The sequence below is a fragment of the Bradyrhizobium sp. Kon58 genome, from assembly GCF_055807455.1.
In genome coordinates, this window is sequence record NZ_JBVVOT010000014.1 from 44,400 (window position 1) to 67,234 (window position 22,835).

The 22,835-nt window shown below is 63.9% G+C and carries 23 protein-coding genes; 14 read left to right on the forward strand and 9 right to left on the reverse strand.

The annotated features are described in order from the left end of the window. Positions 1-941 precede the first annotated feature (941 nt). Together AC0L20_RS22470 and AC0L20_RS22475 are read left to right on the forward strand one after the other, a co-directional pair. The gene (locus tag AC0L20_RS22470; RefSeq protein WP_473292184.1) at positions 942-1,523 is read left to right on the forward strand and encodes an SRPBCC family protein; all 582 of its coding nucleotides are present in this window, start codon (positions 942-944) and stop codon (positions 1,521-1,523) included. 2 nt (positions 1,524-1,525) lie between these two features. Continuing rightward, a complete protein-coding gene (locus tag AC0L20_RS22475) occupies positions 1,526-2,479 on the forward strand; it encodes a YVTN family beta-propeller repeat protein (RefSeq protein ID WP_473292186.1) in 954 nt (317 codons plus the stop codon). 48 nt (positions 2,480-2,527) lie between these two features. Here the strand turns inward: AC0L20_RS22475 and AC0L20_RS22480 are convergent, their stop codons facing one another. The 4 genes from AC0L20_RS22480 to AC0L20_RS22495 all read right to left on the reverse strand — a co-directional run bounded on the left by AC0L20_RS22480 (position 2,528) and on the right by AC0L20_RS22495 (position 7,897). Then, positions 2,528-3,202: an HAD-IA family hydrolase gene (locus tag AC0L20_RS22480; protein WP_473292188.1), complete on the reverse strand. Its 675-nt coding sequence runs from the start codon at positions 3,200-3,202 to the stop codon at positions 2,528-2,530. A gap of 42 nt (positions 3,203-3,244) precedes the next feature. Then, positions 3,245-3,823 (reverse strand): YcxB family protein, encoded by a 579-nt coding sequence (locus tag AC0L20_RS22485; RefSeq protein ID WP_473292190.1) that lies wholly within the window; start codon positions 3,821-3,823, stop codon positions 3,245-3,247. 118 nt (positions 3,824-3,941) lie between these two features. Next, a complete protein-coding gene (gene uvrA, locus AC0L20_RS22490) occupies positions 3,942-6,926 on the reverse strand; it encodes an excinuclease ABC subunit UvrA (protein ID WP_473292193.1) in 2,985 nt (994 codons plus the stop codon). A gap of 281 nt (positions 6,927-7,207) precedes the next feature. Continuing rightward, positions 7,208-7,897: an outer membrane protein gene (locus tag AC0L20_RS22495; RefSeq protein WP_456764227.1), complete on the reverse strand. Its 690-nt coding sequence runs from the start codon at positions 7,895-7,897 to the stop codon at positions 7,208-7,210. 733 nt (positions 7,898-8,630) lie between these two features. On the opposite strand from AC0L20_RS22495, the gene AC0L20_RS22500 reads away from it, so the two are divergent. The 3 genes from AC0L20_RS22500 to AC0L20_RS22510 all read left to right on the forward strand — a co-directional run bounded on the left by AC0L20_RS22500 (position 8,631) and on the right by AC0L20_RS22510 (position 12,744). Further along, complete coding sequence (locus AC0L20_RS22500; RefSeq protein ID WP_007590726.1) at positions 8,631-9,128, forward strand: single-stranded DNA-binding protein; 498 nt, start codon at positions 8,631-8,633, stop codon at positions 9,126-9,128. A gap of 369 nt (positions 9,129-9,497) precedes the next feature. Next, positions 9,498-12,242 carry a DNA gyrase subunit A gene (gene gyrA, locus AC0L20_RS22505; protein ID WP_473292196.1) on the forward strand — a complete coding sequence of 915 codons (2,745 nt, stop codon included), beginning with the start codon at positions 9,498-9,500 and terminating at the stop codon, positions 12,240-12,242. Between the two features lie 124 nt (positions 12,243-12,366). Continuing rightward, the gene (locus tag AC0L20_RS22510; RefSeq protein WP_456764229.1) at positions 12,367-12,744 is read left to right on the forward strand and encodes a BA14K family protein; all 378 of its coding nucleotides are present in this window, start codon (positions 12,367-12,369) and stop codon (positions 12,742-12,744) included. Between the two features lie 263 nt (positions 12,745-13,007). On the opposite strand, the gene AC0L20_RS22515 is transcribed toward AC0L20_RS22510, so the two are convergent. Next, complete coding sequence (locus tag AC0L20_RS22515; protein WP_473292476.1) at positions 13,008-14,861, reverse strand: potassium transporter Kup; 1,854 nt, start codon at positions 14,859-14,861, stop codon at positions 13,008-13,010. A gap of 215 nt (positions 14,862-15,076) precedes the next feature. Continuing rightward, entirely contained in the window at positions 15,077-15,334 is a 258-nt protein-coding gene (locus AC0L20_RS22520) for a hypothetical protein (protein ID WP_473292198.1), read from the reverse strand. 247 nt (positions 15,335-15,581) lie between these two features. Between AC0L20_RS22520 and coaD the strand changes: the two genes are divergently transcribed. The 8 genes from coaD (at position 15,582) to AC0L20_RS22560 (ending at position 19,894) form a co-directional block, all read left to right on the forward strand. Then, positions 15,582-16,076 (forward strand): pantetheine-phosphate adenylyltransferase, encoded by a 495-nt coding sequence (gene coaD, locus AC0L20_RS22525; protein ID WP_473292200.1) that lies wholly within the window; start codon positions 15,582-15,584, stop codon positions 16,074-16,076. 41 nt (positions 16,077-16,117) lie between these two features. After that, positions 16,118-16,693 (forward strand): peptidylprolyl isomerase, encoded by a 576-nt coding sequence (locus AC0L20_RS22530; RefSeq protein WP_247462279.1) that lies wholly within the window; start codon positions 16,118-16,120, stop codon positions 16,691-16,693. A gap of 8 nt (positions 16,694-16,701) precedes the next feature. Continuing rightward, the gene (locus tag AC0L20_RS22535; RefSeq protein ID WP_473292204.1) at positions 16,702-17,127 is read left to right on the forward strand and encodes a hypothetical protein; all 426 of its coding nucleotides are present in this window, start codon (positions 16,702-16,704) and stop codon (positions 17,125-17,127) included. Beyond that, the gene (locus tag AC0L20_RS22540) at positions 17,124-17,588 is read left to right on the forward strand and encodes a peptidylprolyl isomerase (RefSeq protein WP_473292208.1); all 465 of its coding nucleotides are present in this window, start codon (positions 17,124-17,126) and stop codon (positions 17,586-17,588) included. Before AC0L20_RS22535 ends, AC0L20_RS22540 begins: the two co-directional genes overlap by 4 nt. A gap of 140 nt (positions 17,589-17,728) precedes the next feature. After that, complete coding sequence (locus tag AC0L20_RS22545) at positions 17,729-18,070, forward strand: DUF2185 domain-containing protein (protein ID WP_409188671.1); 342 nt, start codon at positions 17,729-17,731, stop codon at positions 18,068-18,070. Positions 18,071-18,125: 55 nt separating this feature from the next. Continuing rightward, entirely contained in the window at positions 18,126-19,199 is a 1,074-nt protein-coding gene (gene queA / locus AC0L20_RS22550) for a tRNA preQ1(34) S-adenosylmethionine ribosyltransferase-isomerase QueA (protein ID WP_473292210.1), read from the forward strand. Between the two features lie 57 nt (positions 19,200-19,256). Further along, on the forward strand, positions 19,257-19,499 hold the full coding sequence (locus AC0L20_RS22555; RefSeq protein ID WP_473292212.1) for a type II toxin-antitoxin system VapB family antitoxin: 243 nt from the start codon (positions 19,257-19,259) through the stop codon (positions 19,497-19,499). Further along, on the forward strand, positions 19,499-19,894 hold the full coding sequence (locus tag AC0L20_RS22560; protein WP_473292214.1) for a type II toxin-antitoxin system VapC family toxin: 396 nt from the start codon (positions 19,499-19,501) through the stop codon (positions 19,892-19,894). Before AC0L20_RS22555 ends, AC0L20_RS22560 begins: the two co-directional genes overlap by 1 nt. Positions 19,895-19,974: 80 nt before the next feature. On the opposite strand, the gene AC0L20_RS22565 is transcribed toward AC0L20_RS22560, so the two are convergent. Further along, entirely contained in the window at positions 19,975-21,012 is a 1,038-nt protein-coding gene (locus tag AC0L20_RS22565; RefSeq protein WP_473292217.1) for an aspartate-semialdehyde dehydrogenase, read from the reverse strand. A gap of 219 nt (positions 21,013-21,231) precedes the next feature. Continuing rightward, entirely contained in the window at positions 21,232-21,834 is a 603-nt protein-coding gene (locus tag AC0L20_RS22570) for a PepSY domain-containing protein (protein WP_473292219.1), read from the reverse strand. Between AC0L20_RS22570 and AC0L20_RS22575 the strand changes: the two genes are divergently transcribed. After that, positions 21,833-22,006, forward strand: coding sequence for a hypothetical protein (locus tag AC0L20_RS22575; protein ID WP_473292222.1), 174 nt, complete (start codon positions 21,833-21,835; stop codon positions 22,004-22,006). The two genes, AC0L20_RS22570 and AC0L20_RS22575, sit on opposite strands and share 2 nt — an antisense overlap. A gap of 78 nt (positions 22,007-22,084) precedes the next feature. On the opposite strand, the gene AC0L20_RS22580 is transcribed toward AC0L20_RS22575, so the two are convergent. Continuing rightward, on the reverse strand, positions 22,085-22,831 hold the full coding sequence (locus AC0L20_RS22580) for a TetR/AcrR family transcriptional regulator (protein ID WP_473292225.1): 747 nt from the start codon (positions 22,829-22,831) through the stop codon (positions 22,085-22,087). Between the last annotated feature and the right edge of the window lie 4 nt (positions 22,832-22,835).

Consider the following 22,835-nt stretch of genomic DNA (forward strand, 5'->3'; position numbering starts at 1 on the left):
CATTGCGGGGTCGGGAGGTGGGGACTGGCCTCGTGCCGCTCAACTGTCTCAGAGCTGGGTTCTCCAAGGCGATTTCGGACAGCAATCTCGGATGCCAGTTTGCCCTCGCGACGCATGTCGGGGTTTGTTGCTGCATGTTTCTCAGATGCAGCTTTCGCGAAGGTTGCGTTCCTGATATGTTCCGACCGAGAGCCCGATTCATCTGGCATTGCCACCCACATCAGACACGCGGTTTCGCATTCTCGCGGCACATCGCGCCCGAGCTTTGCCAGTACGGTCGCCCTCAAAAATGCCGAGGGCGCAGGGAAGGCCGGGTGCCGGCTGGCACCCACGGTCCACTGTGCGAAGGTTGCGCTACAAGAGGCTGCACAGCGGCATACAGGTGAAGCCCAACACACGGCCTTCCCTGCGCAGTGGTTTTACGGCTTATGTCGCGCTCTCCCCGGGGAGCGATGCACTATTGCCCCCGTCGCCTTGCGGATGGCTGACGCGGACGCCCGGTCGGGCCGCCACATCACCGCAACGCTTGGCGCACAGACCCCGGGCGCCAGGACCACACGATTTTGCCGTACGCAGGCTGCACCGGTCGTGTGCGCGATACTTTCGCTCACGGTTGCCCGCCTTGCGAAGCCTTCGCGCCGGTGTGGCCCACGTCCACCACGTCCCATCCCGCGTTCGTGACGATCGCGATCCGCCCCTCGGCCGGGTTGGGATGGCCTTCTATATGATAATCCGAAATACGGATAAAGAGAAATATTTTTACGCGCCGTGATTGACCCTCTGCTTGGGTGTTTTGCCCGCCAGGCGGCAAGGGGTTGTGGGGCGCGGGCGCCCGCCCCAAGCCGGCCACGAACGGGTCTCCCCTCGGCCGCAAAATGCGTTACCATGATCCCAGCGCGCATCAAGTCGCGCATGATCAACGAGACGTATGAGGAAACGAGATGAGGGTGACGATTGGACGGCGCATGGTCCTGGCCGCGGTGCTGACCGCCGCGGGCGGCGCGGCTTTGACGGCGGCGTTCGCCTCGGCTTCGACATCGGCCTGGGCCCACGGGCCGACCCGGCAGAAGGTGCGCGAATCCATCGAAATCAACGCCGTCCCGGCGAAGGTGTGGGCCGCAATGGGCAATTTCCAGGACATGAGCTGGCTGCCGCCGGTCACCAAGACCGAGGGCGAGAAGGGCAACGAGATCGGCGCCACGCGGAAGTTGACGCTGACCGGAGGCGCGACCGTCGACGAGGAACTCTACAAGTTCGATGCCGCCGCGATGAGCTATTCCTACCGGATCACCAATGTGGACGTGAAGGTGCTGCCGGTCACCAATTATTCCTCAACGCTGACGGTGACGCCGAGCGCCGACGGCAAGGGTACGACGCTGGAATGGGCCGGCGCGTTCTATCGTGGCTTTCCCAACAACGATCCGCCGCCGGAGCTGAGCGACGAGGCGGCCAAGACTGCGGTGAGCGGGCTCTACAAGGCCGGCCTCGAGTCGTTGAAGAAGAAGATCGAGAGCGGAAGCTGACTGTGCGGACGCTGGTCCTGGCGGCGCTGGCCGCCAGCCTTTACCGTGCCGCTCTCGGCAGCGCGTGCGCCGACGAGGCGTTCGTCACCAACCAGCTCAGCGACGATCTGATGGTGGTGGACCTCGCCACGGCGCGCAGCGTCGCGACGATCCCGATCGGCGGCAAGCCGGCCGGCATCGCCGTCAGCGCCGACGGCCGCTTTGCCTATGTCACGAGCCCGGATGCGAAGGCCGTGACGGTGGTGGACGCGGCAACGCGCCAGGTTGCGGCGCGGATCGAGGTCGGCGGCGGGCCGCTTGGCATTGCCGTCGCGCCTGATGGCAAGACCGTCTATGTCGCGGACTGGTATGCGGCGGCGGTGCGGGTGATCGATGCGGCCTCGCGCAGCGTCACGGCCAGCATCGCGGTCGGCGCCTCGCCATCGGGGCTCGCGGTGACGCCGGATGGCAAGCTGCTGCTCTCGGCCGACCGCGACGACGACAGCGTCTCGGTGGTCGACACCGCGACGCGCCAGCGCAGGGCGACCATCAAGGTCGGAACGCGTCCGTTCGGCGTCACCATCGATGCCGAGGGCAAGCGCGCCTACACCGCCAATGTCGGCTCCGACGACGTTTCGGTGATCGATATCGCCGCGGGTAACGAGATCGGCCGCGTACCGGTCGGGATGCGGCCCTATGCGGTGGCACTGACGCAGGGCCGCGGCTTCGTCACCGATCAGTATGGCGGCACTGTCAGCGTGTTCGATCTGGCGACCTTGAAGCCGATCAAGCGCATCAATGTCGGCGATTATCCCGAAGGCATCGCCGCGACCGCTGACGGCAAGCGCATCGTCGTCGCCTGCTGGGAGAGCAACACGCTCGACATCATCGACGCGATCGAGCTGAAGGTGATCGGCGAGGTCAAGACCGGCGATGGCCCGCGCGCGTTCGGGGCGTTCTTGCGCAGGACGGAGTAGGGGCGTGTAGCCCGCATGAGCGGAGCGACATGCGGGACAGGGCTCTCCTCATCCACCGGCGTTCCCGGATATCGCTTCGCTCATCCGGGCTACCGCACCGGGGCACAGCGTCGATACGATCTCATCCATCTGATCAAACATGTGATCCGGCGCCAGCGCCCGCAGCGCCGCCGGCGCCGCATAACCCCAACTGACCGCGCCGCAGGCGATCCCCACGGTTCGCGCCGCCTCGATGTCGCGGACCTCATCGCCGATCGCGATGACCTTGCCCGGCGCCACGCCGGCGCGCCGCATGACCCGTCGGAATTTCGCGGGCTTGCCGAACAGCGAGGCCGCGCAATCGAAATGGGCGAACAGCGCTGCGCAATCACCGAGCTTCTCGCGCGCATTGGCTTCACTGTCCGACGTCACCAGCGCGAGCTGCACGCCGTTCTCCGCCAGCGTCCGCAGCATCGCCTCGACGCCCGCAAACAGCGAAATCTCCGCCGCCGCCTCTCCCTTCAGCCGCCGCGCATGCCGCGCGATCGCCGGCAGCTTCCACAGGGGCACCTCGAGCCGGCTAAGAATCTCGCGCGACGAAGCATGCCGCAGCCCCTCGACATCCTCATCGGCGACGCGGCAGAAGCCGAAGCGATCGGCGACGTCGTTGATGGTGCGCAGGAACCACGGAAAGCTGTCGGCCAGCGTGCCGTCGAGATCGAAGATGGCGAGGGGGTAGGACATTGGGGAGCAAGTGCCGGCGGACCGGGCCGATGAGATTCGGGATCAGACGGATTTAATCACGCTCGACAGGGCAGTCGCGGACCGCAAGCGTTTACTGGCCCATTCCGCAAAGGCCGTGCGCGCGGCAGAGTCGGCGAAGACTCTTGCTGGGATGAAAAAACCTTGCTTTGTATTGTACCATATTACGACCATGACCTGGGTATCCCCAACTTCCGCAATCGTATCCCAAGACATCCTGCTTTCAACGTTGGGAGTTCTCACGAGGATGGAGAGGTCATCAAAAGTAACACGCCAGGTCATCTGCGCCATGCCGTCTAGCTCATGCAGTTTGTCGAATATCCGACGTGTGGACCACGTCGTTAAGAAAGCCATGTAGATCTGCCCCAATAGAAAGCAGATTAACAACGCAAATATAGTTGGCGAGGTTAGCCAACCTTGATCCAGGCCGATCCAGCTAACCGCAATAATCACCCCGGAGACGATGAGCGTGATGATCCAAAAGCCACGCCGATCGACGTGCGCCTTCAGCCTTTTGGTCAGAAGAGTTCTGAAGAATCGATCTTCGTCTATGGAACTGTTGAATTCAAAATGAAAATTGGATTGATCAGTTGCGTTGCTCAAGTCTGCCCCCTGGAAGAGGTCAGTAATCTATAGCCCGACAGTCAACTTAACCAGAGGTTGTCTCTCATCAGTCAGAGTTCTGCGGCCTGCGAAGAGCGACCAAGACTGCGAGGCTGCGCTACTCGGCCGCCTCGCTCGCCGCGCGTCTCCGCTTCGGCTTCCGCGCCTTCGCCAGCACCGGCGCCAGAAACTTCCCCGTGTAGCTCCGCGGCGCTTTCGCGATGTCTTCCGGGGGGCCCCAGGCGACGATCTCGCCGCCGCCGTCGCCGCCTTCGGGGCCGAGGTCGATGACCCAGTCGGCGGTCTTGATGACTTCGAGATTGTGCTCGATGACGACGACCGTGTTGCCCTGTGCGACCAGCTCGTGCAGCACCTCCAGGAGCTTCTTGACGTCGTGGAAATGCAGGCCGGTGGTCGGCTCGTCCAGGATGTAGAGCGTGCGGCCGGTTGCGCGCTTTGACAGCTCCTTGGCCAGTTTGACGCGCTGGGCTTCGCCGCCCGAGAGAGTGGTGGCCTGCTGGCCGACATGGATGTAGTCGAGTCCGACGCGATGCAGCGTCTGGAACGTCTCGCGCACGCGCGGGACCGCCTTGAAGAACTCGGCGGCTTCCTCGACGGTCATGTCGAGCACGTCGGCGATGCTCTTGCCCTTGAACAGCACCTCGAGCGTCTCGCGGTTGTAGCGCTTGCCCTTGCAGACGTCGCAGGTGACGTAGACGTCGGGCAGAAAGTGCATCTCGATCTTGATGACGCCGTCGCCCTGGCAGGCCTCGCAGCGGCCGCCCTTGACGTTGAAGGAGAAGCGGCCGGGTTCGTAGCCGCGCGCCTTCGACTCGGGCAGGCCGGCGAACCACTCGCGGATCGGCGTGAAGGCGCCGGTATAGGTCGCGGGGTTGGAGCGCGGCGTGCGGCCGATCGGCGACTGGTCGATGTCGATGATCTTGTCGATGTGCTCGAGGCCCTCGATGCGGTCGTGCGGCGCGGCGCCTTCGCTGGCATTGTTCAGCTTGCGGGCGATCGCCTTGTACAGCGTGTCGATCAGCAGCGTCGACTTGCCGCCGCCGGAGACGCCGGTGACGCAGGTGAACAGGCCGAGCGGAATTTCCGCGGTGACGTTCTTGAGGTTATTGCCGCGCGCGTTCACCACCTTGATGGTGCGGCGATGGTTCGGCGGACGCCGCTCCGGCACCTCGACCTCGAGCTCGCCGGTGAGATATTTGCCGGTGAGCGAATTCGGGTTGCGCATGATTTCGGCGGGCGTGCCTTCGGCGATGATGTTGCCGCCATGCATGCCGGCGCCGGGGCCGATGTCGAGGACGTGGTCGGCGAGCAGGATCGCGTCCTCGTCGTGCTCGACCACGATCACGGTGTTGCCGAGGTCGCGAAGTCTCTTGAGGGTGTCGAGCAGGCGCGCGTTGTCGCGCTGGTGCAGGCCGATCGAAGGCTCGTCGAGCACGTAGAGCACGCCTGTCAGCCCCGAGCCGATCTGCGAAGCCAGGCGGATGCGCTGGCTCTCGCCGCCGGACAGCGTGCCGGAGGAGCGGGAGAGCGTGAGATAGTTGAGGCCGACGTCGAGCAGGAAGGTGAGGCGCTCGCGGATCTCCTTGAGGATGCGGCCGGCAATCTCGTTCTGCTGGGTGTTCAGCGCCTCCGGCACGGTCTCGAACCACGCGCCGGCGCCCTTCACCGACATCTCTGAGATGTCGCCGATATGCTTGCCGCCGATCTTGACGCAGAGCGCCTCGGGCTTGAGCCGAAAGCCGTGGCACGCCTCGCAGGGCACGTCGTGGAAATATTTCGCCAGCTCCTCGCGCGCCCACTCGCTCTCGGTCTCGCGATAGCGGCGGTTGATGTTGGTGATGACGCCCTCGAACGGCTTCTTGGTGTCGTAGGAGCGGACGCCGTCCTCGTAGGAGAACTTGATCTCGTCCTCGCCGGAGCCATGGAGGATCGCGTTCTGCGTCTTCTTGGGCAGATCCTTCCATTTGGTGGTCAGCGTGAACTTGTAGTGCTTGCCGAGCGCAGTCAGCGTCTGAATGTAATAGGGCGACGAGGACTTGGCCCAGGGCGCGATCGCGCCCTTGCCGATGGCGAGTTCCTTGTCGGGAATGACGAGGTCTTCGTCGACATGCTGCTCGACGCCGAGTCCGCCGCAGGCGGGGCAGGCGCCATAGGGATTGTTGAACGAGAACAGGCGGGGCTCGATCTCGGGGATGGTGAAGCCGGAGACCGGGCAGGCGAACTTTTCCGAGAACAGCATGCGCTCGGGTCCGCTCTTGTCGTGGATCTTGGCGGTCTTCTTTTTCTCTTTCTCTTCCGCGGGTGCTGCCGCCGGCGCGTCGGCGAACTCGATGACGGCAAGACCTTCGGCCAGCTTCAGCGCGGTCTCAAAACTTTCGGCGAGGCGCTGGCCGATGTCGGGGCGCACCACGATGCGATCGACGACGACGTCGATGTCGTGCGGGAATTTCTTGTCGAGAACAGGGGCTTCCGCGAGCTCGTGGAAGGCGCCGTCGATCTTGACGCGCTGAAAGCCCTTCTTGAGCCATTCGGCGAGCTCTTTGCGGTACTCGCCCTTGCGGCCGCGCACGACCGGCGCGAGCAGATAGAGGCGCGAGCCCTCGGGCAGCGCCAGCACGCGATCGACCATCTGCGAGACCGTCTGGCTCTCGATCGGCAGGCCGGTGGCGGGCGAATAGGGCACGCCGACGCGCGCCCACAGCAGGCGCATGTAGTCGTAGATTTCGGTGACGGTGCCGACGGTGGAGCGCGGGTTCTTCGACGTCGTCTTCTGCTCGATCGAGATTGCCGGCGACAGGCCGTCGATCTGGTCGACGTCGGGCTTCTGCATCATCTCCAGGAACTGGCGGGCATAGGCCGACAGCGATTCGACGTAGCGGCGCTGGCCCTCGGCGTAGATGGTGTCGAACGCGAGCGAGGATTTGCCGGAGCCTGACAGCCCCGTGAACACCACCAGCTTGTCGCGGGGAATCTCGACGTCGACGTTCTTGAGGTTGTGCTCGCGCGCGCCACGGATCGTAATTGCGCGCAGGTTTGATCCCACGTTCTGTTGTTGGCGCTTCGCCTTGATCACTTCATCCATCCTGGTGGTCCTCAGGGAATCCAAAAGCGCGCGATCGCGCCAACTGAACAGGCGCGCTTCGCCCGGAACCGGGATCGGCGCCGATGGGTATGTGAGTGAACGTAGGAAGAACGGGGACGGATTTCCAGTGGGACTTGCGAATCGTCAACCGATTGTTGGCGCGCTGGCGGCATCTGGCAGGAGCAGGGCTCGGGAAACTGCAGGAACGGCCGGTCAAACAAAAAGGCCGGCGCAAGGCCGGCCTTTCGTAACGCGGATGGCGTTGGAGCTAAGTACTGAACTCAGTACTTGGCGACCACCGGGCCCCCGAAGTGATAGTTCACGCCGACCTGCACGGTGTGAAACTCGAGCGTGCCGGTGGGCAGGGCGCCCGAGAAGTAGGTCTCGCCGCCGAGGCTGCGAAAGAGGTACTCGCCCTTGACCGACCACTGCGGAGCGAAGAACGCTTCGACGCCCGCACCGACGGTCCAGCCGGAGTGCCACTTGCTGTCGGAAACGGTCACGCCGAGCGCGCTGATGCTGAGCTTGTTGTCGATCCAGGCGTAACCACCGGTGCCGTAGAACAGGACGTTGTTGACGGCGTAGCCGATGCGGCCGCGCACGGTGCCCATCGCATCGGTCTTCGAGCTGAGGGTGGTGCTGACGAGGCCGAAGCCGGGGACGGCAACGGGGCCGGTGACCGACGCGCTGACGTCAGCCCAGGCGCCATCGGCCTCGATGCCGAACACGACATTCCCGGTCTGCCAGTTGTAGCCGGCGGTACCGCCGACGAAGCCGCCCTTCATCTTCGGGTCGGTCGAGGAATTTTCCCAGGCGCCGCCACCGACGATACCGAGGTAGAAGCCGGTCCAGTTGTAGACCGAAGCCATGGCCACCGGAGCCTTGGTGTAGGGGCGCGCCGCCAGATCAGCGGCCGAGGCCGGGGCAGCGAGAGCGAACAAACAGGCCGAAGCCAACCAAATCTTTTTCATTTTCAACTAATCCCAGTCCCAGTTTCTGATTGTGCCTTCCACGATAGGGAAGGGCATCGGACTCACTTGCCCAACTGAGGCCGTACTTACACCATTGAAGCCGCAAGTTGTGTCACTGGAAAGCCACAGCGGCCTGAAAATGGTGCAATTACCGACCTTTGGTTCCCCATGGGAACAGCAACGAAAAAGGCCGGCGCGAGTCCGGCCTTGCATTGATGGATGTCAGTTCGATCAGTATTTCGCGATCACCGGACCGCCCTAGCGATAGTTCAAGCGGACGAGGCCCATGTCGCATCCTGGCGAATCCGGTCGCTGCCGAATGCCGCCCCCTCGGGCGTTGTGAAGCCGATCGTGCGGTCGCCGAGGAAGATGTGGCGGCAAAATCCGTCCTCCGAAATGCAACAAGAACGTGGGCAGGGCGAGTATCCATAACTTATTGAATGTTAAGTTCTTTCCATCGGTTTCGGGAGCCTACAAAGGTTCCAGTCGCTGCGCGCATTCCCGCACTACATTGGCCGATCGACGCCACACATCGATGCGGTCGTTTCGCTAAGAACAAATCTGGAACGAACGGGAGGTCGATGCTATATGTGGGGATAACCGGAGGGGTGACGGACTGATCGTCGTCCGCAAGCGTTCGGCGAGCGTATAGGGTCGCCTCAACAGGCACGGCGGAACGCGGGGAGCGGACCGGCCTTCTTGAATTCAGTGGCATTCGGAGCGGAGAGCGGAGATGGCGGGAAGCGTCAACAAGGTCATTCTGGTTGGAAATCTCGGCAAGGATCCTGAAATCCGCCGCACCCAGGACGGGCGGCCGATTGCCAATCTGAGCGTCGCGACCTCGGAGACGTGGCGCGACAAGGCCACCGGCGAGCGCAAGGAAAAGACCGAGTGGCACCGCGTCGTGATCTTCAATGAAGGGCTCTGCAAGGTCGCCGAACAGTATCTGAAGAAGGGCGCCAAGATTTACGTCGAGGGTGCGCTCCAGACCCGCAAATGGACCGACCAGAGCGGCGTCGAGAAGTACTCGACCGAAGTGGTGCTGCAGGGCTTCAACTCGACCCTGACGATGCTGGACGGTCGTAGCGGCGGTGGGGGAGGCGGCAGCTTCGGCGACGAGCCGGGCGGCGATTTCGGCTCCTCCGGTCCGGTCAGCAGCGCACCGCGCCGTCCCGTTGCTGCCGGCGGCGGTGGCCGCAACAGCGACATGGACGACGATATCCCGTTCTGAGCGTTCCGTTCTGAGAGCGGGGCGTCTCAATGCGACGCGCCGGCCCGATGGGCGGCGCTTCTCATCTCGTGTCAGAAAATCCCACTAATCGGCAGGACGGGCTCGGGATTCCCGGGCCCGCTTCATGTTTCGGGTGAGCTCGGATTGCGGCTTGGCAAGCGGCTGACGGAGCAAGCTCGCCGCGCGATTTTCCGCGCCTGAGCGGCGATTTTGCAAGGCCGATGCAGGGGCTGTCCAAGACACCGCTCGCAAGGGCTTAAGTTGTTGGAAAAATAGGCGGAAAAAGCGCTTCCCAGATCGCCGCGAGGGTGGTTATCAGAGGCTCGATGCGCTATATGATTCCCAGATAAAACCTCACCGGATTTCCCCTTGGCTGACGACGACGACAAGCCCGGCGATCAGCCGGCGCAACCCTCGGATATTCGCCCCGTCTCCATCTTCGAGGAGATGAAGAAGTCCTATCTCGACTACGCCATGAGCGTGATCGTGGCGCGGGCGCTGCCTGACGCCCGCGACGGTCTGAAGCCGGTGCATCGCCGCATCCTGTACTCGATGAACGAGCAGGGGCACACGCCGGACAAGAAGTACGTCAAGTCCGCCCGCGTGGTCGGTGACGTCATCGGTAAATATCATCCGCATGGCGACCAGTCGATCTACGACGCCATGGTCCGGATGGCGCAGGACTTCTCCATGCGCGTGCCGCTGATCGACGGCCAAGGCAATTTCGGCTCGGTCGACGGCGATCCCCCGGCTGCCTATCGTTATACCGAAGCCCGATTGACGAAGGTGGCGCTGGCTCTGCTGGCCGACATCGACAAGGACACCGTCGACTTCCAGCCGAACTACGACAACAACGAGACCGAACCGTCGGTCCTGCCGGCCAAGTTCCCGAACCTGCTCGTCAACGGCGCCGGCGGCATTGCGGTCGGCATGGCGACCAACATCCCGCCGCACAATCTCGGCGAGGTCATCGACGCCTGCGTCGCGCTGATCGACAACCCTGCGCTCACCATCGACGAGCTCATCAACATCGTGCCGGGACCGGATTTCCCGACCGGCGGCGTCATCCTCGGACGGCAAGGCATCCGCGCCGCCTATCACCTCGGCCGCGGCTCGGTCATGATGCGCGGCAAGGTCGCGATCGAGACCATCCGCAAGGAGCGCGAGGCGATCATCATCAGCGAGATTCCCTACCAGGTGAACAAGGCGACGATGGTCGAGCGCATCGCCGAACTGGTCAAGGAAAAGAAAATCGAGGGCATCGGCGACCTGCGCGATGAATCGGATCGCGACGGCTACCGCGTCGTCATCGAATTGAAGCGCGACGCGGTGCCGGATGTGGTGCTGAACCAGCTCTACAGGTTCACGCCGCTGCAGACGAGCTTCGGCGTCAACATGGTAGCGCTCGACAGCGGCCGTCCGCGGATCATGCATCTGAAGGACCTGCTGGCGATCTTCGTCGACTTCCGCGAGCGCGTCGTCACGCGGCGTACCAAGTTCCTGCTCGCCAAGGCCCGCGATCGCGCCCATATCCTGGTCGGTCTGGCGATCGCGGTCGCCAATATCGACGAGATGATCCGCGTCATCCGGACCTCGCCCGACCCGACGACCGCGCGCGACACCCTGATGTCACGCGACTGGCCGGCCCGGGACGTCGAGGACATGCTGACGCTGATCGACGATCCGCGCCACCGCATCAGCGAGAACGGCACGATACGGCTGTCGATGGAGCAGGCGAGGGCCATTCTCGATTTGCGCCTGCAACGCCTCACCGCACTCGGCCGTGACGAAATCCGCGAGGAGCTCGACAAGCTCGCCGGCGAGATCGCCGACTATCTCGACATCCTGCGCTCGCGCGACCGCGTGCTTGAAATCATCAAGTCCGAGCTCGCCGAAGTGAAGGCCGAGTTCGCAACCCCGCGCCGCACCGTCATCATCGAGCAGGAAGGCGAGGTCGAGGACGAGGACCTGATCCAGCGCGAGGACATGGTCGTCACCGTCTCGCACGCCGGTTACGTCAAGCGCGTGCCGCTGTCGGCCTACCGGGCGCAGCGCCGCGGCGGCAAGGGCCGCGCCGGCATGCAGACCCGCGACGAGGATTTTGTCAGCCGGCTGTTCGTGGCGTCCACGCATACGCCGATGCTGTTCTTCTCCTCGCGCGGACAGGTCTACAAGATCAAGGTCTGGCGCCTGCCAATGGCCGCGCCGAATGCGCGCGGCAAGGCGCTGATCAACATCCTGCCGCTGGAGCAGGGCGAGCGCATCACCACCATCATGCCGCTGCCGGAGGACGAGTCCACCTGGGGCAATCTCGACGTGATGTTTGCCACGACAGGCGGCAACGTCCGGCGCAACAAGCTGTCCGACTTCGTCGACGTCCGCCGCTCCGGCATCATCGCGATGAAGCTCGACGACAACGAAGCTATCGTTGACGTGCAGATCTGCACCGAGCACGACGACGTGCTTTTGACCGGCGCCGGCGGCCAGTGCATCCGCTTCCCCGTCACCGACGTGCGCGTGTTCACCGGCCGCACCTCGATGGGCGTGCGCGGCATTGCGCTTGCCGAGGGCGACAAGGTGATCTCGCTGGCGATCCTGCGCCACGTCGAGACGACGTCCGACGAGCGCTCGGCGTATCTGAAGATGCGTCGCGCGGTCGCCGGCGAAGCTGCGGCCGAGGAGCCGGCGGCGGACGCCGAGGCCGAGGAGACCTCCGGCAGCTTCCAGCTCGCCCAGGAGCGCTACATCGAGATGTCGGCGCAGGAGCAGGTCGTGCTGACCGTCTCCGTCAACGGCTACGGCAAGCGGACCTCGTCCTACGAGTACCGCACCACGGGCCGGGGCGGCAAAGGCATCGTCGCCATGAGCGTCAACAACCGCAACGGCAATCTGGTCGCGTCGTTCCCCGTGGAAGACGCCGATCAAATCATGCTGGTCACCGACAAGGGCCAGCTGATCCGCTGCCCGGTCGAAGGCATCCGCGTCGCCGGCCGCTCGACCCAGGGTGTGATCGTGTTCGACACCGCCGAGGACGAACACGTCGTCTCGGTCGAGCACATCACGGAAGAGGCCGAGAGCGGGAACGGGGCGAACGGAGACGCAAACGGGGAGTGATGCGCCCTGCCGCGCGCCCTCCATGCGTGTGACCTTGTGACGCGATTGATTAAACCTGTTTCATGCAGGAACTGCATCAGGACGCGCTTGTTGGCTCCGCGTTGATGAAATGACGGAGTTTACCATGCGAAAATCCCGAACTCTGCTTGCTGCCGCTCTCGCTGGTGCGACCGCTCTGGCCACTGTGCAATCTGCCTCGGCTGCGCCGCTTCAAGCAGATCAAGCGCTCGGCGTGAACGGAGCGAATGTCGAGACCGTCCAGTATCGCCCCGGTTGGCGTCATGGCCATCGCGGATATCACCATGGCTACGGACATCGGGGCTACGGAACCGGTGCAGCTGTGATCGGCGGACTGGCGGCCGGAGCGATTATCGGCGGCGCGATCGCCAACAGCCAGGCACGCCAGGATGCTGTGAGCTCTTGTGCCCAACGCTACAAGTCCTACGATCCGGCCTCGGGAACGTATCTGGCCTACGACGGGCAGCGTTACGCCTGTCCATAACGGACAAGCGAGGGAGCCGCGCGATCGACGTGGCTCCCGAGCCCTCGCTCCAGCTCCGTGCCGGCTGACAGCGCATCGATATTGAAGTGGTCATATCCCACCCGCGAGCCTCCGGCGGAGGGAACGCATTGTCGGAACGTTGATACCTCAGTTTAATTCACTGTCATCGTGGGCCAGCATCGCCGCCGCGAGCACAAAGCCCGATAATTTGAGATCCAGCTGCGGCTCGACGTCAATGCTTGCTTGAGCCGCGCCGGAGCCTGCTAAATCTCCAGCTCCGTGCCGAACTCCACGACCTGCTTGGTCGGCACGCCGAAGAACGCGGCTGAGCGTTCGGCGTTGCGCTGAAGGAAGGCGAACACGGTTTCGCGCCAGACCCACATGCCCGGCACGTCCTCGCGCGGGATGATGGTCTCGCGGCCGACATAGTAGGTGACGTCGGAGAGGTCGATGCCGGGCAGCTTGCCGTGACGGCAGGCGAAGGTCAGCCCTTCGTAGATCGTCGGGTTCTGCATGAAGCCGTAATGCAGAACGACGCGGGTAATGCCGGGAATGATCTCGATCACCTCGATGCGGTCTTCGTCGGCGATGTGAGGAAGCTCCTCGATCAGCACGGTGACCAGGACGATGCGCTCGTGCAGCACGTGGTTGTGCTTGACGAACTGGGTCAGCGCCAGCGGCACGCCGCGCGGCGCCGACGCCAGGAACACCGCCGTGCCGGGGAGCCTGGCGCTGCACTTGTTGACCGCGGTCTCGATCAGATCCTCCTCGGGCTGGCGCAGCTTCGCGCGTGCCGCTTCGACGAGCTTCACGCCACTGCGCCAGGTCAGCATCAGGAAGGCGACGAAGGCCGCGAGCATCAACGGAAACCAGCCGCCCTCGAACAGCTTGATCGAATTGGCCGAGAAGAAGATCACGTCGATGACGAAGAAGAAGCCGTTCACGGCCACCACGAGCCATGGCGAATAGCCCCACTGGATCGCTACCAGGGCGGCGAGCAGCGTGGTGATCGCCATCAACAGCGACACCGCGATGCCATAGGCGCCTGCCAGCGCCTCCGAGCTGCCGAAGCTCAGGACGGCGCCCAGCGTTGCGGCGGCGAGCAGCCAGTTCACCAATGGCACGTAGATCTGGCCGATCGCGGCGCTCGTGGTGTGACGGATCTGCATGCGCGGCAGAAAGCCGAGCTGGATCGACTGCTGCGTCAGCGAGAACACGCCGGAGATGATGGCCTGCGAGGCGATCACGGTCGCGACCGCCGAGAACGCGACCAGCGGGTAGTGCAGGGCGTCAGGGCAGAGCTGGAAGAACGGATTTTCGATCATGGTGGGGTCGGTGATCAGCAACGCGGCCTGGCCGAAATAGTTCAGCACCAGCGCGGGCAGGCAGATCGCGAACCAGGCCAGGCGGATCGGCAGGCGGCCGAAATGCCCCATGTCGGCATACATGGCTTCGCCGCCGGTCACCGCGAGGAAGGCGGCCCCCAGGATCGCGAAGGAAACACGAAAATCCTGGTGGATCAGGAAGTCGAACGCATAGAGCGGGCTGAGCGCCGCCAGCACAGCCGGCGCCTTGACGATGCCGTGGATGCCGAGCGCTGCCAGCACGAAGAACCAGGCCAGCATCACCGGTCCGAAGATGCGGCCGATGAAGCCGGTGCCCTGCTTCTGCATCATGAACAGTCCGATCAGGATGACGACGGTCACGGGCACCACCGCCGGCGCGAGCGAGGGCGCGTCGACCTTCAGACCTTCGATGGCTGAGAGCACCGAGATCGCCGGCGTGATCGCGCCGTCGCCGTACAGTAGCGCGGCGCCGACGAGGCCGACGACCAGCAGATGCGCGCGCCAGGTGCCGGGTTGGGCGTTGCGGGCATGCAGCAAGGCCAGCAGGGCGACGATGCCCCCTTCGCCGCGGTTGTCCGCACGCAGGATCAGCAGCGCATATTTCAACGAAATGATCAGCAGCAACGCCCAGAGGATCAACGAGGCAACGCCCAGAACGGCATCGTTCGTCAATGTGCCGCCGTGGGCGGCGGCCTTGGCGGCTTCCTTCAGGGCATAGAGAGGGCTGGTGCCGATATCGCCATAGACCACCCCGAGGGCGCCCATGGTCATGGCAAGCGGCAGTGGATCGGGTTGATGGCCGGAGGCGACTGCGGGCGTACTGGACAATGGCGACCCCCCGATGGGATCGCGTCCGACGGGTCATTCCGACGGACGCGGGCATCAGGCAGTCTGCGACGGGACGTCGCAAATATCCATGGGTTATCTTGGAGGGTTATCGTTGGGACTTATCGCGAGGATTCCTGACGCGAAACTGACAGACCCCGCTACGGAGTGCGGTTGGCGGTCACGAGGCGAGCCTCGCGGATGTTGGCTTTGGTGCCGGCCTGGCGAAGGCAGGACACCTCGAAGTTCGGCCAAGCCTGCTGCGAGCAGTCCTTGCCGATGGTGCGGATATCGAGCCGGTCGCTTTTGGCGAGGGGCTGCGGCACGCTCGCCTCGACGGTCGGGGCGAAGCCGGGCAGGAGGGTGAGAGCGGCAGCAACACACGCAGAGATGGCGATCGCCGAAAGAGCTTTGATCATAACAGTCCCCTGTGATGCGGCCGCTACGCCCAGTTGTGCGGCCCGTCGTTCGTTGGCCGGATTAGTAACCATGGCCAGTTTCCGGACGTCTTCGCGAACGTGGGAAATGGTTTCGTTCTCGCCCCGTTTTGTTTCGTGGCCCCCTCAGGACGAAACAATTCGGCGCATTCCGACACGGTTTTGCGGAAAAACCGCCAGGGAACCCGACCGGCTTGCCGGGCCGGGCCGGGCGCGGTAGGACGTGGCCATGCCCCGCATTGCCTTCTATCCAGGTTCCTTCGACCCCATCACCAACGGCCATCTGGACGTGGTCCGGCACACCGTGTCGCTGTGCGACAGGCTCGTTGTCGCGATCGGGGTCCATCCCGGCAAGAAGCCGCTGTTCTCGACCGAGGAGCGGCTCAAGATGCTCCACGACGTCTGCGGGCCGGTGGCGGCCCAGGCCGGCTGCGTGCTCGAAGCGGTGACGTTTGACGACCTGTCGGTGACATCGGCGCGCAAGCACGGTGCGACAATCATGATTCGGGGCCTGCGCGACGGCACCGATCTCGACTACGAGATGCAGCTCGCCGGCATGAACGAGGCCATGGCGCCCGAGGTGCATACGGTCTTCCTGCCGGCTTCTCCCATGGTCCGCCCGATCACCGCCACTTTGGTGCGCCAGATCGCAGCCATGGGCGGGGACGTCTCGGCCTTCGTCCCGCCGCTGGTTGCGGCCCAGCTCAAGGCAAAATTCGCCTGATAACGGCGCGTTTCCTTTCTCATCTCTGATCCGGAGTTATCATGATCCGAATTCTCGCAGTTCTTGTCGGGTTTCTTGCCGCGGTTCTGTTCGCGGTGCCGGCGTTCGCGCAAACCTTGCCGGCCGGCCTCGACAAGGCCAACGCCATCGTCATCGACTCCACCAAGGGCCGCATCGTCATCAAGCTGAGGCCGGACCTTGCGCCCCAGCACGCCGAGCGCATCAAGCAGCTCGCGCGCGAGGGCTATTACAACAACGTGCCGTTCCACCGCGTCATGGACGGCTTCATGGCGCAGACCGGCGATGGTCAGAACTTCAACGGCACCGGCGGCTCGAAATATCCGAACTTGAAGCAGGAATTCTCCAAGGTGCATTTTGCGCGCGGCATTGTCGGCATGGCCCGGCGCGGCGACAGCGTCGACACCGCCAATTCGCAGTTCTTCATCATGTTCGCCGACGGCGGCAGCCTCGACAACCAGTACACCGTGATCGGCGAGGTCGTGCAGGGCATGGACGTCGTCGACAAGCTGAAGAAGGCGCCTCCCGGATCAAGCGGCGGCACCGTCACCGACCCCGACAAGATGGTGAAGGTGCAGGTCGCTTCCGACATCAAATAGGAGAGGCGATGGCGCGCTGCGGTGGCAAGCTCCTGTTCGTTGCCGCGGTGCTGCTGCTCGGCGTCCCCGGCGCGGTCGCCGAGGACGCACAGGTCAACACCATCCAGGACATCTTCCGGCATCTGCGCACCTGCTGGAAGCCGCCGCCCGCCGCCAAGGCCCGCCCGATCGACATCACCGTCGTCGTGAGCTTTAACCGGGCTGGAAACATTCTGGGCCATCCGAGGATTACCTATGAATCCGCGGAGGCCTCCGACGATGACCGGCTGCAATACCGGGTCGCGGTGATGGAGGCATTGCAACGCTGCACGCCGATGCCATTTACCGATGCGATGGCTGGCGCCGCTGCGGGGCGTCCATTCGCGATCCAGTTTCGCAACCGCAAATCTTCACCTGACAGGACTTCACCCCCAACCCAAGAGAGACGAGCATGAGCGCCACCGAAAACACACTGATCCTCGAGACCACGCAGGGCCCCGTCACCATCGAGATGCGGCCTGATCTGGCGCCGGGCCACGTCGCGCGCATCAAGGAACTCGTGCGTGAAGGCTTCTACGACGGCATCGTGTTCCATCGCGTGATCGAAGGTTTCATGGCGCAGACCGGCTGCCCGCAGGGCACCGGCACCGGGGGCTCAGGCAAGAAGCTGAAGGCCGAGTTCAACAAGGAGCCGCATGTGCGCGGCACCACCTCGATGGCGCGCGCTGCCAGCCCCGATTCCGGCGACAGCCAGTTCTTTATCGTATTCGACGACGCCCGCTTCCTCGACAACCAGTACACGGTGTGGGGCAAGGTCACGGAGGGCATGGAGAACGTCGACAAGATCAAGCGCGGCGAGCCCGTGCAGAACCCCGACAAGATCGTCAAGGCGCGGATGGCGGCTGACGCGGAGTAGGCGTTTCTCCTCATGGTGAGGAGGCGCGTAGCGCCGTCTCGAACCATGGAGGCCAAGCTGCAGCAGCGGGGCCTTCATCCTTCGAGACGCGCGTCCCGCGCTCCTCAGGATGAGGAGTGACTGGCTGACGGAGGTCGTGCTTGACAACAAAGCAATTTGTGATCGCGCCTCAGGACATAAGACCGCTCGCCCCGGAAAAGGGTGCGTGCTTGGCCTCCGATCGGATTACGGTCGGCGGTCAGCGCGTCGGTTTCATGTATCGGGAGGCGCCCGACAATACCTCTGACAGCGGCTGGCGCTTCTTTTCAGGCGAGGAGAGCCAGGACTTCGCCGATGATCCGAATAATTTCGAGATCTACGATGTGAACACAATCGCCAATTACGATCCAGATATCATCCCGCTTCTGGAGTCGCCTGCTTTCTCTGCCTTCGAACGCGAGCCTAAATCGTCTGCATTCGTTCGCACGGACTTTCCCGGCTGATGCGGGAAAGCCGCCAGAATCGCCTAATGGCTAAAGGCTATCCAACCTAGGTTCTATGCGCACCGACCTCTTCGATTTCGACCTGCCCGCCGAGCGCATCGCATTGCGCCCGGCGAGCCCGCGCGACTCCGCGAAGATGCTGGTTGTCGATCGCGGCACGTTGCGCGACCAAATCATCGCCGACCTGCCGCAATGGCTGAAGCCGGGCGACCAGCTCGTCGTCAACGACACCAAGGTGATCGCGGCGCAATTGAAAGGCCGCCGCATCGGCCGCGAGACCGAGCCGAAGATCGAGGCAACGCTGATCAAGCGCCTCGACGGTTCGCGCTGGCAGGCACTGGTGAAGCCTGCCAAAAAACTCACAGCCGGCGACCGCATCCGCTTCGGCAATGAGGGCAAGGTCTGCCTGCTCGGCCATCTCGACGCCGAGGTCGAGGCCAAGGGCGCGGAAGGCGAGGTGACGCTGTCATTTTCGTTCCATGGCCCGACGCTGGATCAGGCCATCGCCGATCTCGGCAGCCCGCCGCTGCCGCCCTACATCGCCTCGAAACGCACGCCTGACGATCAGGATCTCGCCGACTACCAGACCATGTTCGCGGCGAACGAAGGCGCCGTTGCCGCGCCGACAGCCGGCCTGCATTTCACGCCCGCGCTGGAGCAGGCGCTGCACGCGCGCGGCGTCGGCATCAATCGCGTCACGCTGCATGTCGGGGCCGGGACCTTTCTGCCGGTGAAGGTGGACGACACCGAAGGCCACAAGATGCATGCCGAGTGGGGCACGCTCTCGGCCGAGACGGCGGAACGGCTCAACACCGCGCGCAAGAACGGCGGCCGTATCATCGCGGTCGGCACCACGTCGTTGCGTCTGCTCGAAAGCGCAGCCAGCGAAGGCGGCACCATTGAGCCGTTCGCTGCCGAGACGTCGATCTTCATCACCCCCGGCTACCGCTTCCGCGCCGTCGATGTTCTGCTGACCAATTTCCATTTGCCGAAATCGACACTGTTCATGCTGGTGTCGGCATTCTCCGGGCTGGAGACGATGCAGCAGGCCTATGCGCATGCGATCGCGACCGGCTATCGGTTCTATTCGTATGGCGATGCGTGCTTGTTGTTTCGGGCGCGGGAGTGACGGCGGCGGCGTTCTCGTGCTATACTATTCACGTCGTTTGCAGGGATCGAGTGGCCGATGAACATCCGTTCCGCGAAAGTCGATGAGCTTGCCCAGCGCCTCGCCCGCCTGACGGGGGAAGATATCGAGACGGCGCTCGAACGCGCCATCGAGGAGCGCTTGTCTCGTGTGGCGTCGCCGGCGGTCGATCGAAGAGCCGCCTTGACGTCGTTCTTCGAGCGAACCGCTCGCTTGCCCGTTCTCGATTCTCGGTCTGCCGACGAAATCCTCGGCTATGACCGTTTCGGGCTGCCGTCCTGATGGTGCTGGATACGTCTGCGATCGTCGCGACCGTAACCAACGAGCCAGATGGGCAAGGCTATCGAAAAGCCATGCTGGATGCTGCCAGCCTGTCGATGTCGGCAGTAGCCGTCCTGGAAACCAAGATCGTTCTCTCTGCCCGCTTCGGGTCATCGGCCGTGAAATTTTTCGACGAATTGCTGGAGACTGCCGGGATTGTCGTCGTGCCGTTCGACGTAGATATGGCGAAAGGCGCGTTCGAGGCATTTCAACGCTTCGGCAAGGGCGGGGGACATCCGGCGCAACTCAACATCGTCGATTGTGCGGTCTACGCTTTGGCGAAAGCGCGTTCGCAACCGCTGCTCTTCAAGGGAGCCGACTTTGCTATGACAGACATTCTCCCCGCGCTGCCCTGACGGTTCACCATTGTAGGTGCGCGAGCGAAGTGGTGGGCACGGCGCTCGCGCGCCTCTGCCCACCCTACGCACCTTTTCCGTTACGCCATCACCCGCTGCGGCAGCAGCTCCGCGATCTGCACCGCGTTGAGCGCCGCGCCCTTCAACAGCTGGTCCGCCGCCACGAACATCGAGATCGAATGCCCGGAGGGGTCGCTGAGGTCCTTGCGGATGCGACCGACCAGGACGTCGTCCTGGCCCGAGGCGTCGATCGGCATCGGGAAGTAGTTCCTGGCGCGGTCGTCGACGATCTTGACGCCGGGCGCTCGCGCCATGATGGCGCGGACCTGGTCCTCGCTGATCGGCTTCTCGCATTCGAAGGTGATGGCTTCGCAATGAGCCCGCAGCACCGGCACGCGCACGCAGGTGACGCCGATCGCGATCTTGTCGTCCTCGAAGATCTTGCGGGTTTCGTTGATGACCTTGGTCTCTTCGTCGTTGTAGCCGGTGTCAGGGTCGATCGCCGTGTTGTGGTTGAAGAGGTTGAAGGCGTAGGGATGCGGCATCACCTTCGGCGTATAAACCTGCCCGTTGAGGTTGGCGCGGGTGGACTCGACCAGCTCGTCCATCGCGGCAGCGCCGGCGCCGGAGGCCGCCTGGTAGGTTGAGATGATCACGCGCTTGATGCGGTTGCTCTGATGAATCGGCCACAGCGGCACCAGCGCCGTGATGGCGGCGCAGTTCGGGTTGGCGATGATGCCCTTGTGGTCGCGGATGCGGTTCGCGTTGATCTCGGGGATCACCAGCGGCACGTTCGGGTCCATGCGGAAGGCGGAGGAGTTGTCGACGACGACTGCACCCGCCTTGACCGCGATCGGCGCGAACTTCTTCGAAATGCTGCCGCCGGCGGAGAACAGGGCGATGTCGACGCCTTCGAAGGCGCGTTCGGTCAGCTCCTCGATGACGACCTCTTGCCCGCGGAACGACACCGTCTTGCCGGCCGAGCGGGCGCTGGCCAGCGCCTTGAGCTTGCCGACGCGAAAGCCACGCTTGTCCATGGTGGCGATGAATTCGGCGCCCACCGCACCGGTAACGCCGACAATCGCGACGACGGGATCGTTACTCACTGTGTCCTCCATTGATTTGAGAATTCAGACAACAAAAAAGCCCCGGACCAACGAGGGCGGGGCTTCGGTAGAGTGGATTGCGTTCTAGTCGACGACTACACGCGCACGCCTCCCCGGGCCCCGAAGGCCGTGGTGGTTTTAGTCGTGCGTTTGGTGGTCGTGAACATGGCGGGAGCTTATGCGGGAGAGTTTTGCGCCCGTCAATGGCTTTTCGGCGGGAGGGGGCCGCCGCTATTTGGTCCGGGCGCCCGGCGGTTCGAGGATGACCTCCTTGAGGTTGTCGCCACTGATGACGACGATCGCGAAATTCAGCCGGCCGCGTTCGCGCACCAGCCCGCCGCTGATCGCCTTGCCGGAGGCCGCGCGTTCGGCGACGTGCACGGCATCCGCAAGTCGGTGCTTGATGGCGCCGAGCGCTGCGAGGTTGCTGCGGTCGTCGAGGTCGAGCTCGGCGAGAGGGAGGGCGGCTTCCCCGCCGACGAGCTCGCCGGTCGCGGCATTGATGGTGTGGCGCCAGATCCGGTCGTTGTGCAGGGTCTTCACCCGGTAGACCGGCACGCCGGAGGCACCGTCGAAACTCACATCCGCCGTGGTGGCACCCGCGTGACGGGCTTCCGCAATCGCCATGGCCTGGTTGATCGAGATCGACGAGCTGCGGAAGCGCTCGATCTCGCGACTGACCGTCTGGCGGTCGGCCTCGGCGTCACCATCTGTGTCGCTATGAAGGGCGGTTGACGTGCCCGTGCTCACGATCGCCCGCGCCGGCGATGCGAGGAGGATTGCGGATAGGGCGATCGCGAGCAATCCCGGGATCCGTCGTTTGGCTGTCGTCATGCTCGAGACCCTCGGCCAGCGAGTGTGCCGGATGATCGTAAAGAATTTGCGGCCGACCTTGGGCATCGGTCGGCCGCTGAGCGTCGTGACGGGCTCTACCGCCGCGGCGATCGAGGCGGTGCGGACCTCTTTGGGGCTGGTGAAAAAGCGATCCGCATCGCCCTATAATTAAACCATACCGTATCGTTTTGTTTTGGTCAACGGCGTGGGCGTGCGATCCCTCTGGAAAGATCGCAATCTCACGGAATTGTCAGCGGGATGGGCGCCGCCGCCGCGTGGTCTTGGCGGCGTCATGGAGGCGGTCCGGGGGGCCAAGCGCACCGGCCAGGAACAGCTTGATGGCAACCCGCATGCGCTTTTCGGCGTCTTTCAGCTCGAGCGTCGTTCCGAACGTCGCCATGCGGTGGGTGTGCCCCACGACGACGTCGAGAAACACCTCGGCCGCGATCGTGGTGTCTTCCATGTCGAGCGCGCCTTGCGCCACCAGATGGTCGAAGAAGCGTGCGGTGGTGGCGACGGCCTTGAGCCAGCCTTCCTCCTTGCCGAGCTTGGCGATGTCGGGGAAGTTGATGGCCTGCGACGTCATCATGCGGCTGAAGGCGACGGCATCGGGACCGCAGGTGAATGTCAGCATCTCGCGCCCGATCTCGACCAGCCGCTGCTCGACCGAGATATCCGAGGCGCTGCCGAGCTGCGTCTCGGCGGCCGCGGATAGCGGTGCAAGCCATCGCGCGATCTCGCGCCGCAGCACGGCGGCGAACAATCCGCGCTTGTCGCCATAACGGGCATAGACGGTGGGCTTGCTCACGCGCGCAGCTTCCGCGACCGCATCGAGCGAGGTCGCATCAAAGCCGCGATCCAGGAACAGGCGGGTGGCGACCTCGATCAGCCGCTGATCGCGCTCGATCGCGGCGCTCTTCGTCGGCCGGCCGCCGCGCGATTTCGGCACCTCGCGCCGCTGAGCTGCCGGTCTTGTCTTGGTCGCAGTCAATCCCATGCCC